13 protein-coding genes are annotated in these 12861 nt (G+C 61.5%); 8 read left to right on the forward strand and 5 right to left on the reverse strand.

Going from position 1 to position 12861, the window contains the following annotated elements; genetic code table 11:
* Nucleotides 1–3: 3 nt before the first annotated feature.
* Both GJB56_RS23135 and GJB56_RS23140 read right to left on the reverse strand, forming a co-directional pair.
* On the reverse strand, nucleotides 4–717 hold the full coding sequence (locus GJB56_RS23135; RefSeq protein ID WP_019746358.1) for a TMEM165/GDT1 family protein: 714 nt from the start codon (nucleotides 715–717) through the stop codon (nucleotides 4–6).
* A gap of 292 nt (nucleotides 718–1009) precedes the next feature.
* On the reverse strand, nucleotides 1010–1537 hold the full coding sequence (locus tag GJB56_RS23140) for a hypothetical protein (RefSeq protein ID WP_019746359.1): 528 nt from the start codon (nucleotides 1535–1537) through the stop codon (nucleotides 1010–1012).
* Between the two features lie 165 nt (nucleotides 1538–1702).
* Here GJB56_RS23140 and GJB56_RS23145 point away from each other — a divergent pair, with 165 nt between their 5' ends.
* The 5 genes from GJB56_RS23145 (at nucleotide 1703) to GJB56_RS31710 (ending at nucleotide 6311) form a co-directional block, all read left to right on the forward strand.
* Nucleotides 1703–3052, forward strand: a complete 1350-nt coding sequence (locus GJB56_RS23145) for a DUF1254 domain-containing protein (protein ID WP_046377720.1) — start codon at nucleotides 1703–1705, stop codon at nucleotides 3050–3052.
* A 155-nt stretch (nucleotides 3053–3207) separates the two neighbouring features.
* Entirely contained in the window at nucleotides 3208–3780 is a 573-nt protein-coding gene (locus GJB56_RS23150) for an HdeD family acid-resistance protein (protein ID WP_021342412.1), read from the forward strand.
* Nucleotides 3770–4918 (forward strand): AI-2E family transporter, encoded by a 1149-nt coding sequence (locus tag GJB56_RS23155; RefSeq protein ID WP_113683432.1) that lies wholly within the window; start codon nucleotides 3770–3772, stop codon nucleotides 4916–4918. The genes GJB56_RS23150 and GJB56_RS23155 overlap by 11 nt, the downstream gene beginning before the upstream one ends.
* Before the next feature lie 44 nt (nucleotides 4919–4962).
* The gene (locus GJB56_RS31705; protein WP_230091054.1) at nucleotides 4963–5595 is read left to right on the forward strand and encodes a hypothetical protein; all 633 of its coding nucleotides are present in this window, start codon (nucleotides 4963–4965) and stop codon (nucleotides 5593–5595) included.
* Complete coding sequence (locus tag GJB56_RS31710; protein WP_230091055.1) at nucleotides 5595–6311, forward strand: hypothetical protein; 717 nt, start codon at nucleotides 5595–5597, stop codon at nucleotides 6309–6311. Before GJB56_RS31705 ends, GJB56_RS31710 begins: the two co-directional genes overlap by 1 nt.
* Here GJB56_RS31710 and GJB56_RS23165 read toward each other — a convergent pair whose 3' ends face one another.
* A complete protein-coding gene (locus GJB56_RS23165; RefSeq protein ID WP_003944189.1) occupies nucleotides 6312–6935 on the reverse strand; it encodes a superoxide dismutase in 624 nt (207 codons plus the stop codon). It abuts the gene before it with no gap.
* 260 nt (nucleotides 6936–7195) lie between these two features.
* On the opposite strand from GJB56_RS23165, the gene GJB56_RS23170 reads away from it, so the two are divergent.
* From GJB56_RS23170 to GJB56_RS23180, 3 genes are all read left to right on the forward strand, one after another.
* A complete protein-coding gene (locus GJB56_RS23170; protein ID WP_166655136.1) occupies nucleotides 7196–8374 on the forward strand; it encodes an acyltransferase family protein in 1179 nt (392 codons plus the stop codon).
* A complete protein-coding gene (gene msrA, locus GJB56_RS23175; RefSeq protein ID WP_020905733.1) occupies nucleotides 8313–9026 on the forward strand; it encodes a peptide-methionine (S)-S-oxide reductase MsrA in 714 nt (237 codons plus the stop codon). Before GJB56_RS23170 ends, msrA begins: the two co-directional genes overlap by 62 nt.
* Before the next feature lie 177 nt (nucleotides 9027–9203).
* Nucleotides 9204–9734, forward strand: a complete 531-nt coding sequence (locus GJB56_RS23180) for an Rv1733c family protein (RefSeq protein WP_019746366.1) — start codon at nucleotides 9204–9206, stop codon at nucleotides 9732–9734.
* A gap of 15 nt (nucleotides 9735–9749) precedes the next feature.
* On the opposite strand, the gene GJB56_RS23185 is transcribed toward GJB56_RS23180, so the two are convergent.
* Both GJB56_RS23185 and GJB56_RS23190 read right to left on the reverse strand, forming a co-directional pair.
* Nucleotides 9750–10679, reverse strand: coding sequence for an LLM class F420-dependent oxidoreductase (locus GJB56_RS23185; RefSeq protein WP_070384785.1), 930 nt, complete (start codon nucleotides 10677–10679; stop codon nucleotides 9750–9752).
* A gap of 16 nt (nucleotides 10680–10695) precedes the next feature.
* Nucleotides 10696–12477 carry a hypothetical protein gene (locus GJB56_RS23190; protein ID WP_113683433.1) on the reverse strand — a complete coding sequence of 594 codons (1782 nt, stop codon included), beginning with the start codon at nucleotides 12475–12477 and terminating at the stop codon, nucleotides 10696–10698.
* Between the last annotated feature and the right edge of the window lie 384 nt (nucleotides 12478–12861).

A 12861-nucleotide genomic window follows, 5' to 3' on the forward strand; every position in this document is an offset into this window, starting at 1 on the left:
GCGTCAGTCGATCGGCGTCCGATTGTCGTCGACGAGGTGCGTGTCGGAGTCGGTCGCACGGGAGCGCTTCCAGATCATCCGCGCCAGCGCACCCAGTACGGACACTGCCAGGACAACGCCACCGCCGATGATGCCGGCCGACGAGTCGGGGAAGATGCCCTCGAGCAGCAGCCAGACACCGAAGACGAAGAACAGCACCGCGGCGCCGATCTTGATGAATCCGTCTGGGAGGTGCTTGCCCAGTACCGAGCCGACGATGATGGCGAGAGCGTCGGCCGCCACCATGCCTACCGTCGACCCGATCCAGACGCCGATCCAGTCGTTGTCGGTCGCAAGGGTGATGGTGGCGAGCATGGTCTTGTCGCCGAGTTCTGCCAGGAAGAAGGCCGACGCGACGGCGATGAAGGCGGATCGCGTGACGCGACCGGCCTTGTTCTGCTCGTCGTCGGTGAGATCGTCACCGCGCAGGGTCCAGAGGCCGAAGATCAGGAACGCGATACCGCCGACGATGGAGATTGCCGCGGTGGGGAGTGCGACGCCCAGGTAGTGGCCGACGGCGACCGAGACAAGGTGAACAAGGGTGGTGGCGACGGTGATTCCGCCGAGGACGACCCACCAGCGATATCGCAAGGCGAACGTCATTGCCATCAGTTGCGACTTGTCGCCGAGTTCCGCGACGAAAATGACGCCGAAACTCAAAAGTATTGCGGCAAGCAAGGTTTACTCCTCCGGTCGGTGTAGGTCGGAGGAAAAATGCGAGCCTCCGGCCTGGGCAGGCGCATAGTGCGCTTGTCCGGCCGAAGGTCTCGCCCACCGAGGCCACAGGACCTTCGGTTCGCCAGGCCGGGTGCTTCGCGATCCGCACCAGGCGGAGCGCGTCGAACCAGTATGTCGACACAGGCGATTGGGGGCTACTCCCCTTCGTTGCTCCCCACGTTAGCGCGCCTGAAACGAATTGGCAAAGCGCACAGCAAGTTTGGGAGTCCGAACTTATCGCTTACCGCGGCCGTCACGAAGCGAGGAGCATGGCCAAAACAGCGGTGTCGGGATCGCTGATCAAATCGATGCCGACGCGGCTGATCATGGAGACGACCGTGCCGTCCGGCTCCGCCTCCACCCAGGCCGCACGATGCTCCAAGCCCAGGTAGGGAAGTCCTGGCAGTAGTACGCACCCCGACGCGCTTCCTTCGCATTCCGGCAGGCTGGGGGTAGTTTCCGACGGCGGGTGCAGCATGATCAGTGCCGGCGGCTGATGGTCGGAGAAACGGCCGGGTGTCAGTGCAAAATCGCCGAGCACCGGACCTTCGGCAACCACCAGACCGACAGTGCCGGGTTGCGGATCCTCGGGAACGTCCTCACGCACTCCGAAGACCGTCGTCGTCGGCAACAATCCCGGCATCGAGGCCACTCGGACAGCCAGGGCGAGAAGCTGCGCCCACTCCTGGGTGGTGTCCGGCCAACGGCCGGAAATGACGAAACCCTGCAAAGACCCAGCGGCTTGGAACGGAGAAATGCCTATTGCTTCGTTTCTGTTCATTTCTGTTCCTCCCTCGGTGCTGGGGCAAATCTCGGTCTGACGCGCATGCGTCGGTCCGGCACACCTCGTTGGGTAATCGAAATATGCACCTATTCGGTACTGGCACACAAGACAGGGAGAGTGCCAGCCAGGTTTGCGCTGGTGAGAGCGGTGGTATGCGCAGGCATGACTCTGTCGAAGAACCGTTCTCGGCTCGAAGACCTGGCAACGCAGGCGTGGATCTTCGGGTATCCCCTGTTGATTGCGGCGGTATCGCGTGACGTCATGACGGCGACGCCGACCCCGGTGGCGATGAAAGCCCCGCTCAACCAGTTCGCTTATGCGCGTACGACGCCCGATGCGAGCTTCACCGATGTCGTCTCGCCGAACGCGGACACTCTTTACTCGTCGGGGTGGCTGGACGTCTCGACGGAACCGCAGGTGCTCTCGCTGCCGGACTTCGGCACCCGGTACTGGCTGGTCCCCATCCTCGACGCGTGGAGCGACGTCTTCACGGTGCCGGGATCTCGGACGGTAGGACGCACCGGGGGACCGTACCTGGTGGCCGGACCGAATTGGAAAGGCAACGTGCCCAAGGGTTTGACGCTGCTGCGGTCGCCGACGGCGATGAATTGGATAGTCGCCCGCTACGCGACGTCAGGGGGAACAGACCTGGCCGAAGTGCACAGCCTGCAGGACCGGACGCGACTCACACCACTGTCGGAGTGGACAGGTGATCCGCAGGACTACACGCCCGGAGAAGTTCCGGTGAACTCCGCTGTCGACACGCGCACACCGCCGGTGGACCAGGTGGCCGCAATGGACGGCGAGGCCTTCTTCACCACGCTCGACGCACTTCTCGACGACAATCCTCCGCGTCCGGAGGATACCGAGATGATGAAACAGCTGTCCGACATCGGAATCGGCTCCTCGTTGCCCTGGAAATCGCGTCCGCAAGAGGTGCGTGATGCCCTCGACCGGGCTGCGCGAACCGGAATGGACGTGCTGAGCGAGATCGCCAAGGAGGCGGAAGGCAATCCGAAGAACGGCTGGACGATGCACCGCGGCTTGGGGCATTACGGGACTCATTACGCTCAGCGGGCTCTGATCGTCTGGCTCGGTTTCGGGGCCAACCTCGACGCAGATGCCGTGTACCCGCACGCCACCACCGACGTCGACGGTAAGCCTCTGACCGGTGAGAAGAAGTACGTACTTCATTTCGAGAAGGACGAGCTCCCGCCGGTCGAGGGATTTTGGTCGCTCACGATGATGAACGAGCGACAGTACTTCGTGGACAACCCGATCGATCGATATGCCATCGGCGATCGAAGTGATCTGGTGTTCGCCGACGACGGCTCGTTGGACATCTATCTCCAGCACGAGTCGCCTGGTGGCGAGAAGGAGCGGAACTGGCTGCCGGCTCCGTCCGGTGACTTCAACGTCTTTCTGCGCCTGTACTGGCCGAAGGCTGCAGTGCTGTCGGGATCGTGGACCGCGCCCGGTATTCGGGAAGCAAGTATTCGGGAAGCAGGCTGAAAGTCCCCTCGCTTCGTACCCGAAGAGCACAACTCGGTATCAGCCGCGCGTTTCGATGGGCGGAAAGGTCACGATAGCCATACGATCTGTCGGTATTGCCCTGTTTGAAGAGCTGTTGAATCGGTCAGAGACACCGCTTGCTTCGGAGGCTACTGATGGTCACGCAGAACCCGTTCGTGCAGTACGGCAAAGAGATCTGGTGGATGATCCTGATCCGCGGAGTCTTCGGCGTGATCTTCGGAATCATTGCGCTCGTGTGGCCGGGAATTACCGTGGTGGCCTTGGTTTTCCTGTTCGGTATCTACTCCATTGTCGACGGCTTGATCACGCTCGTTCGAGCCATCCGGGACCGCGAACACCTGAGTTCGTGGGGATGGTGGGTGTTCACCGGCGTCGTTTCGGTGGGAGCCGGTATCGTCGCGCTGGTCTGGCCAGGCATCACGGCGCTGGTACTTCTGTACATAATTGCCTTCTACGCCATCATGTTCGGAATCTTCGGAATTGTCGGCGCCTTCAAGATGAAAGCGCTGCCCGGATCCAGTTGGGGATGGCTGCTCGCCGCGTCGGTGCTCGCGGTCATCTTCGGCATCATCCTTCTGATCGCACCAGGCGAAGGCATCATCAGCCTCATCTGGTTGTTGGGTTGGTACGCAATCTTGTTCGGCCTCTTCATGATCGTGGGCGCATTCCAGATCAGAAGCCGGGCAAAGGAAGCCGGTGTTCTCTAAGAAGGGCAAGCCGGCCGCCGCGGCTCCCGCTCCGATCCCCACGCTTTCCGGTAGTGCGAACTGGTCGATCCCGCGCGGTCTGATCGTCCTGCTCGGTCTCGCGGCCACCGTGGTTGCCGTCGGCGGAATGAAGGTGTTCGGCGGCATCCTCGGACCGGTATTCCTGGCGCTCGTGCTGACGATTGCCGTTCAGCCCATTCAGGATTGGTCACAGCGACGAGGATGGCCCAAGTGGGTCGGGATGCTCGGCTCACTGGTCACCGTGTACCTGATTCTGCTCGGGTTGGCGGCGTCGTTGATCGTGTCGACGGCCCAGTTGGCGACAATCCTGCCTCAATACTCCGAGGAGATGACCAACCTCCTCAACGAGGGCCGCGACAAGTTGGCCGACTTCGGAGTCAGCACCGAACAGATCCAAAGCACACTCAGCAGTATCGATCTCACGAAGGTCGTGGGCGTACTCGAAAGTGGGCTGGAGGGTCTGCTCGGCATTCTGTCGGATCTGGTGTTCATCCTCGCGCTGTTGCTGTTCATGGCTTTCGACGGCATGAGTATCCGCTCACGGTTGAATGTGCTGTCCGAGCAACGTCCCGAAATCTCCTACGCGCTCTCCACCTTTGCCGCCGGAACTCGCAAATATCTGGTCGTCTCGACGGTCTTCGGCCTCATCGTGGCGATACTCGACGGTGGCGCGCTGTGGCTGATGGGCATTCAGCTGCCCGTCCTGTGGGCGCTACTGTCCTTCATCACCAACTACATCCCCAACATCGGGTTTGTCATCGGCGTCATCCCACCGGCGCTCCTGGGACTCCTTCAGGGCGGGCCGTGGCTGATGCTGTGGGTGATCGTCGTCTACTCCGTCATCAACTTCGTGATCCAGTCCATCATCCAACCCAAGTTCGTCGGCGACGCCGTCGGGTTGTCGGTGACGATGACCTTCCTCTCGCTTGTCTTCTGGGCGTGGGTTCTCGGAGCACTCGGAGCATTGCTGGCGATTCCGCTCTCGTTGCTGGTGAAGGCCGTCCTGCTCGACATCGACCCGGCCACACGCTGGGCGGACATCCTGATCAGTGGTCCTCGAACCGAACCGGATGAAGACCCGAAAGAAGAAGCGAAACCGACCCCGGCGCCCACCTAGAACTTCTCAGTGTTTCTACAAGTTGTTGCTTTATCGTCTCGCCCATGAGCGCCGAGAACACCACCGAGAACTCCCACCGCCAGCCGTCACGCCTCGGTCGACGGCTGGCAGTGGGTGGTGTGGCCGCGATTGTCGCGGCTGCGGTGGCGGGGATCGGGTTCGTGATCTTCGCGGGCGGTGCCGATTCCTCGAACACCGTCGCGATCGTGAACGCCGACGCGGGAACCACGCTCGACGGCAAGGAACTTCGGGCCGGCGACACCCTGGTGGACACGTTGGGCAAGAACGAAGACTTCGACTTCCAGGTGGTCGACAATCCCGGCGGGAACTACTTCGCGACGTTGACGGTGCCGGAAGACTTCAGCGAAACCGTCGCGTCGATGTTCGGCACTGATCCCCGCCAAGCCAGTGTCGAACTGGCGGTGAATGGCTCGGACTCGGAGAAGTCCGCCGAGTTGACCCGGGCCGTATCGGCGCAGGTCGGCGCGGACGGAATCAAGGGTTTGCTGGCTCAGACTTCGGCCGCGCGGCGCTCGATCGATCAAAACCTCACCACCGCACAGATTCTGGTCGCCGGCACCAACGAGGCCGGAAAGTCCATCGATCAGGTGAAGGCAGGCGCAGGCACTCTGCTGCCGTATCTCGAGACCGCACGCGCTCGGGAGCGTTGGAGTTGATGAGCGTGGCGGACCAGGTATCCGGCGTGGTCGATCAGGCGTCGGGGTCGGCGGAAGAGCTGGCCACGCGCGCTGACTCACTGGGCCTGACGCTGGGGGAGGCGTCGTCGTCGACCGCGGAATTGAAGACACGGATCGACACGTTGCAAACTGCGTTGAACGGCCTTCCGATCCCGCCCGACGTGACAGCGCAACTGGCCGGTGTGAGTTCGGATCTCGGTGCGCTGAATGCGCAATTGGGCACCGTTCCGGCACTGTTGGGTGGCTCGGTCGGACCCGATACGGAGCTCGGTGATCTAGTCCGCACCGCTGTCGGGCAGCTGCAAGGCGCGAGCGATCAACTGAGCAGTGCTGCCGGACAATTGAACGACGGACTCATCCCCATCGCCGATCAGGCACCGCAGATGCTCGGCGACGTGACCGATCAGATCACCCAGGGATTCACGACGCTGCAAGGGATCGCCAAGTCATTGGTCACGGGCCTCGACGGCGCAAAATCCGGTATTCCGGCGATGACCACTCCGCAGCAGGTTCAGTTGACCTCGGTGCTGTCGGATCCGGTGGCCGTGAATCAGACCAGCGCGAACAGTGGTGACTCCGGAACTCGCACACTGGCATTGGTCTTCGGAGCCACGACGGTCCTGCTCGGTGGCGCTCTGCTGACGCGAACGGCGGCGCCCCTGGTGAGGCGCCGCCGTTCGCAAGAAGAGCTGTGACTAGACGATCAGACCTGCGGTCTGGGTACGTGCACGGTCGAAGCGAGCCGAAACGTCGTTCCAGTTGACGATGTTCCAGAATGCCTTGACGTAGTCGCCCTTGACGTTCTGGTAGTCGAGGTAGAAAGCGTGCTCCCACATGTCGAGGAGCAGCAGCGGCGTGAGGCCGATGGAGATGTTGCCCTGCTGATCGTAGAGCTGGACGATGATCAGACGCTGTCCGATCGAGTCCCACGCGAGGATGGACCAGCCGGAGCCCTGGATGGCGTTGGCGTTCGCGGAGAAGTGAGCGCGGAAGAGATCGAACGAACCGAAGTTGTCGTCGATCGCTGCGGCGAGCTCGCCTTCGGGCTTGTCGCCACCGTCAGCGCTGAGGTTGTTCCAGAAAACGGTGTGGTTGGTGTGGCCACCGAGGTGGAACGCCAGGTTCTTCTCGAGCAGGTTGGCCTGCGCTGCGATGGTGTCGTTCTCACGAGCCTCGGCCAGCTTCTCGAGTGCAGCGTTGGCGCCGGCAACGTAAGCCGCGTGGTGCTTGTCGTGATGCAGCTCCATGATCTTGCCCGAGATGTGCGGCTCGAGGGCTGCGTAGTCGTAGGGGAGTTCCGGCAGCGTGTAAACAGACACGAGGGTCCCTTCTTTGCGGGCTGGTGAGCCCTGGTGCTTTAGAGTGCGTCGATCACCGGTCACGGCGTGACGTCACTCGCGTATGTGCAAATCATTCTTCGGGTTTCCACCCAATAACATTCGTACACCGTCCGCAACAGTCCGGCTCAGGTAGTAATCACCAAAGAATAAAGTTTGGTTAACCGAACTTAGTCGGATCTAAGGGTAAGCTAATATGCGCAAATTCGTCGTAAAGGTGAACGGAACCTTAAACTTGCGCGATGCCCGCACCAGTTTTCCTCCCGGAATCACCAGAGGCGGCCGCGCCTCGGGTGAATCTTCCGGGCGCTGACCTGCTGCGAGCACTGGCGGTTGCCGCCGTGATCTACTCCCACATCTCTTTTTACGTCATCGACGATCTCGGCTCGGGTTGGTGGGTGATCGACGTCGTTTACGGCGTTCTGATCGAGCCTGCCGAACTCAACCAGCACCTCTCTTTTGTCGGCGTCGCGGTATTCATGATGCTGACCGGCGCTCTGGTGACGCGGTCCGCGATTCGTGACGGCCCCGGAAAGTTCTTGACCAACCGATTCAGCCGCCTGCTGCCTGCATTCTGGGTGGCAACCGCGATTGCCATTCTTCTGGTCCGCCTCGGAATCAACGGAATGTTCAGCGGTCAGGAAGGTATTTCCGATACCGAAGCGTTGATGAGCTTTTTTCTCGGCGGATTCTTTCTCAAGCCCGAGGTAGCGGTTCTCGGAGTGACCTGGACGCTCACCGTCCAGTTCCTCTTCTATCTCGCCTGCGTCGCGGCTCGACCGATACTGCGTCTGCGTCCAATCGTCATGCCGCTCGCGGGCGGAGCACTGTGCTCATTGGTGCTGCTCTACAACGTCTACGCGCCGTTGCCGTACACGGTGCCGATGCTGTCCAAGATCGCCGCGACGCTGCCGGCTGTCTTCCTCGGTCAGATCATGTACCTCGCGTGGGCCAAGCTCGCTCCCGGCCGCTGGCTGATCGTTGCCGTCCTCGTTCAGATGCACGTCATCATCGTGGCGACCCAGTTCCGCGTCTACTGGGCCGGCGAGCACTACCTGTGGACCATTTCGGTAGTCGCCGCAGCGGTAGTTCTCATCGGCCGCTACGACGGTGTCCCGACGCGCTGGTCGGTCGTGAAATGGCTCTCGACGCGCAGTTACATCATCTATCTCGTGCACACCCTGATCCTGTACCGCGTTGTCGAGAACACCGTTTTGCACGTCGGACCGACGCTGGCGTTCGCGCTGTTCCTTCTGGCAACGGCCGCGGTAGCAGAAATCGGCTACCGGTGGGTGGAGCTGCCCGGCGCCCGCGCGGTCACGGCGTGGCGAAACAGCCGCTCGCGCGTAGCATCGAAGCATGAGCTGGTACGACGACATTCTGGGACGAGCGTCCGCAAAATCCACGCTGATCGCGCCTGAGGACGCCCTGCCCGGGCGAGAGCAGAAAATGCCGGTACCTACCGCGCACTACGTCAACGGGCATCCGTTGACGCCGCCGTTTCCGGCCGAACTGCAGACCGTCGTCGTCGGGATGGGTTGTTTCTGGGGCGCCGAGAAGGAGTTCTGGCAGCTTCCCGGTGTGTACACAACCGCTGCGGGTTATGCGGGAGGCTTCACCCCCAATCCGACGTACGAAGAGACGTGCTCCGGACGCACGGGTCACACCGAAGTGGTGCTGGTGGTCTTCGATCCCGCAGTGATCTCCTACGAGCAGATCCTGGCGCACTTCTGGGAGAACCACGATCCGACGCAGGGGATGCGTCAGGGTAACGACCAGGGCTCGCAGTACCGTTCGGCGATCTTCACGACGTCCGCCGAGCAGGAAGAAATCGCTCATGCGTCGGCCGTCGCTTTCGGTGAACGACTTGCCGAAGCCGGATACGGCGCGATCACCACCGAAATCGGTCCGCTGCGCGACTTCTTCTACGCGGAGGATTACCACCAGCAGTATTTGGCGAAGAACCCCGGCGGCTACTGCCCGGTGCATGCCACCGGCGTCAGTTGCCCGGTCGGATTGCTCCGTCAGGATCAGGTTCCGGCGCAGACGGACATCCTTCCGCCGAGCGAATAACTGGACAGGTGTTGGAGGACACATGTGATTCAGCTCGTTAACACTTGCAACTAGATCGAAACAAAGGGAATCTCGATGTAAGAGTGTGTCGTCGAGAGAACTGAGCTAATAATGTCAGGTAGTACGCGAGGAACTGCGTCGCTGCTCCGACGCACCATTCATGTAGGCCACGATCCGATGGTTCGCCGCAGTGATCGGATCGAAGGATTCATGTCCTTCGGTCTGATCATTTTCGCGATTCTTCTGCTGCCTCTCGCGGTATGGGCAGGGGCTGCGACGGCTTCGAGCCAGAACGCACTGATCGCCAAACAATCCGCCGAACTACACAGCATTTCGGCGACGACGACTGCAGACTCGACGCAGACCACCCCCTCGACAGCCGATTACATTGCACCGACCACCGAAATGGCCAGCGCGCAATGGAACTGGAACGGCGAGGTTCACACGGGTGATGTCACTGTCGACTCGGCGACGCCCGTCGGCACCGAGGTCCCCATCTACGTCAACGATCACGGCGACAAGACCGTAGCTCCGATCACGCAGAGTGCTGCCGACGTCGCAGCCGTGGTCACCGGGGTTTTCACCTGGTTCAGCGTGATGTCCCTGTTGGTCATCGCGTTCATGCTGGTGCGGGTCTTTCTCGATCGTTCCCGCTCGGCCCAGTGGGACCGAGACCTACGCGCGTTCCTCGACGCGAACGCGCTGTAGATCCCGGACCTTTCCTCACTGCAGTTGGGGCATGACCTCGCTTGCGACGAGTTCGAGATGATCCAGATCGGCCAGATCGAGAGTCTGCAGATACACGCGCTGTGAACCGGCCTCGGCGAAAGTGCCGATCTTGTCGACCAGCTCCGAAGGTGTTCCGGCCAGACCGTTCTCACGTAGCTCGTCCACGTCGCGTCCGATCGCTTCGGCGCGCTTCTTGATCTCCGCCTCGTCGCGGCCGCAGCACAGGACGAGAGCGTTGGAGTACACCAATTCGTTCGGATCGCGCTCGTGCTCGACGCAAGCCTGACGAACCCGCGCAAAGATGTCCTTCGTTTCCGCGAGGGACTTGAACGGGATGTTGAACTCGTTCGCGAACCGAGCGGCGAGTGCCGGAGTCTTCTTCTTGCCCGTGCCACCGATCAGGATCGGCGGACCGTCGACCTGGTGCGGTTTGGGAAGCGCGGGAGAGTTCTTGATCTGCACGTGCTTACCGTCGTAGTCGAACGTGTCGCCGACCGGCGTACGCCACAGGCCGGTCACTACGTCGAGAGTTTCCTCGAGCAGTTCGAAGCGATCCTTGAGCGCCGGGAACGGGATGCCGTACGCCTGGTGCTCTTCCTCGTACCAGCCGGCACCGATGCCGAGGTCTACGCGGCCACCACTCATCTGATCGACCTGTGCGACCGAGATGGCCAGCGGTCCGGCGTGACGGAACGTAGCCGACGTCACCAGAGTGCCGAGGCGGATGGTGGATGTTTCGCGGGCGATTCCGGCGAGCGTGATCCACGCGTCGGTGGGCCCGGGAAGGCCGTCGGAATTCATGGCGAGATAGTGGTCCGAGCGGAAAAATGCGCCGTAGCCGAGTTTTTCGGCGGTCTGGGCAACAGTCAGTAGTTGTTCGTAGGTAGCGCCCTGCTGGGGTTCGGTGAATATACGCAGCTCCATGACTTCTACTCTGCCACTATTTTGCGGAGGTCGGGACGACGGCACCGACTTGTCCGGCGCCGAAACACAGCGTCAGTCCCGGCGTTGTCGGCGTGATCTTCACACTGTTTCCGTGGCCGACCAGGCGCACGAATGCCGAGTGCAAACCCTGCGTCACGGGTACCGATACTGCGTCGCCGGACTCCAACGCAACATCGATCGTTCCGTCGGTGCTCGCGAGGTAATTGAGCTGCACCGTCCATTCCCAGCCGGCCAGGGGGCCGTCGAGGGGGAGTTCGGTCGGGCCTTCGGCACGGGTGCCGCAGTTCGGTGCCGCTCCTTCGGGAATCCTTCTCGTCCAGGTCACTTCGGCATCGACAATCCGTCCGCTGTCGTCGATGGTGCGCAGAATCGGAGTGCTGGAAGAGAATTCGGGGCGATCAGGCAGTGGCGCGAGAACATTGCTTGCCAAATTGTTCGGAAAGGCGACGGGAAGGAGCACTTCGATCGCGACGGGTTGCTCGAGCAGTGGAGCATCCTCATTCTGTGACAACGACATTCGCGCGTTGGCGAGGTAGTCGCGAGTCGGGTTCTCGCGCCAGATGTCGACGAACGTGACGGTCGAGACGAGCGAACTGACCACGAAGAGCGCCGACAGGCCGGCGGCGACTGCGACGGGTATCCGGGCCGGACGCCGCCGAGGTGCAGCGAGAATCAGAGCGGCGGCGAGGGCGAACACCGTCGCCGAATCCGTGAAGTAACGCAAGGTCTGCGCCAACTCGTACGTGGTGTCGGCGTCGGATCGGGTAGCGGTCATCGCCACGACAGAGGCCAGGAAGTACAGCGCCGCGGCGGCCCAGATCCAGGCAGCGCCGCGTCGGGCACGCACGGTCATCACGACCGTCGTCAGCAGCGCGGCCCAGGCCGCGGCCACCAAGACCGTCGGCGGATCGGCCCAGGCGGGGCTGGGGATCCACCGCTCCCAGCGCCAGGGGCCGCCGAGAAGGGTGGGAAGCATCCCCAAAGACGTGCCGTGATGCAGCAGTTCGGTGGACATGGAACGGCCGTTGCCGGTGATCGGAGATTCGACAGTTGTCAGATACACCGGAATCCAGATCGCGAGCACGGCGGCGCAGGCCGTCCACAGGCGTCGGCACTTCGTGACCGCACTTCGTATCGGCGTTCCTTCACCTTGTGTGCGCAAGTACAGCACCAGAAAAGCGAGTGCTACGAACGGAACGAGCACTGCCTTCTCGAAGAACAGCAGAGAGACGACAAAAACCGCGGTGCCCGAGAACACGTAGCGCACATGCCCGGTGCGGTACAGCTTGATCGCGTCGCCGCATGCCCAGGCAAGCGCGATCTGAAGCGGCAAGGCGTTGAGTGCGGCCGCCCACCACGAGAACGACGGAAGGGTCAGCGGGACGAAGAGATACAGGATCAGCGGAATCAACAGCGCCGGTCGCCAACCAAGGACCAACCGAAGAGTGCGCAGAAGCGCCAACGACGCCGCGGCCTGGCCGATGACGAGCAGCGTTGCCGACAGCGCCAAGTTGTACGGCGCGATGCGGGTGATCAACCCGGTGAAGAAGAAGGCCGCGGGCATGAAGTGACCGTCGTGGTCGTAGAGCAGGAGTTCGCTCGAGAAGAGAGGGAAGCGTCCTCCGCGGCCCATCAGGATGAGGTCGTCCCAGTAGAAGTAATTGCTCGCGGCAACCCAGGCGCGAATGACGAGCTGACATCCGATCAACACGAACGCGAGCTGCGCGACCCGTTTCGGGGTGAACGTCAGAGTTGGCTCGGGCTGTGGAGAAGTCATCGACGGTCATGCTTCCAGGTGTGTCAAAAACCGACTTCCCGCAAAAAAGGGATAACGGTCTTTTCTGTCTTTTCGGGAGCAATTTCTGAATGGATTGTGAACTTTGCCGGGATAAATGACGCCGACGCCCAAAAGTTCACTGACCTGCGGTGTCAAATTCATCCTCGAGCCTGTGCATCGTTCGCTAACACCTGTCAGCAAATTCTCAGGGTCTTGCCCGTGACCTGTGGATAAAGCCCGATTCATTCATCCAGAACTGTGGATGAACCTGTGGAAACTGTGGATAACTCGAGTTTTTAAGTGGCGGAGGTCACATTATTCGAACAATGCAGGTGAACGCGGTGGAGGTTCGATCACAAATCGGGAGTGAATCCATTTGCTGCC

The organism is Rhodococcus sp. AQ5-07 (genome assembly GCF_009707305.1).
Classification (GTDB): Bacteria; Actinomycetota; Actinomycetes; order Mycobacteriales; family Mycobacteriaceae; genus Rhodococcus_F; species Rhodococcus_F erythropolis.

Excerpts from the sequence above, each read along its gene's own strand:
- GJB56_RS23140 (WP_019746359.1), bottom strand. The coding sequence starts at position 1,537 with ATGAACAGAAACGAAGCAATAGGCATTTCTCCGTTCCAAGCCGCTGGG.
- GJB56_RS23145 (WP_046377720.1), top strand. The coding sequence starts at position 1,703 with ATGACTCTGTCGAAGAACCGTTCTCGGCTCGAAGACCTGGCAACGCAG.
- GJB56_RS23150 (WP_021342412.1), top strand. The coding sequence starts at position 3,208 with ATGGTCACGCAGAACCCGTTCGTGCAGTACGGCAAAGAGATCTGGTGG.
- GJB56_RS31705 (WP_230091054.1), top strand. The coding sequence starts at position 4,963 with ATGAGCGCCGAGAACACCACCGAGAACTCCCACCGCCAGCCGTCACGC.
- GJB56_RS31710 (WP_230091055.1), top strand. The coding sequence starts at position 5,595 with ATGAGCGTGGCGGACCAGGTATCCGGCGTGGTCGATCAGGCGTCGGGG.
- GJB56_RS23170 (WP_166655136.1), top strand. The coding sequence starts at position 7,196 with ATGCCCGCACCAGTTTTCCTCCCGGAATCACCAGAGGCGGCCGCGCCT.
- msrA (WP_020905733.1), top strand. The coding sequence starts at position 8,313 with ATGAGCTGGTACGACGACATTCTGGGACGAGCGTCCGCAAAATCCACG.
- GJB56_RS23180 (WP_019746366.1), top strand. The coding sequence starts at position 9,204 with ATGGTTCGCCGCAGTGATCGGATCGAAGGATTCATGTCCTTCGGTCTG.
- GJB56_RS23185 (WP_070384785.1), bottom strand. The coding sequence starts at position 10,679 with ATGGAGCTGCGTATATTCACCGAACCCCAGCAGGGCGCTACCTACGAA.
- GJB56_RS23190 (WP_113683433.1), bottom strand. The coding sequence starts at position 12,477 with ATGACTTCTCCACAGCCCGAGCCAACTCTGACGTTCACCCCGAAACGG.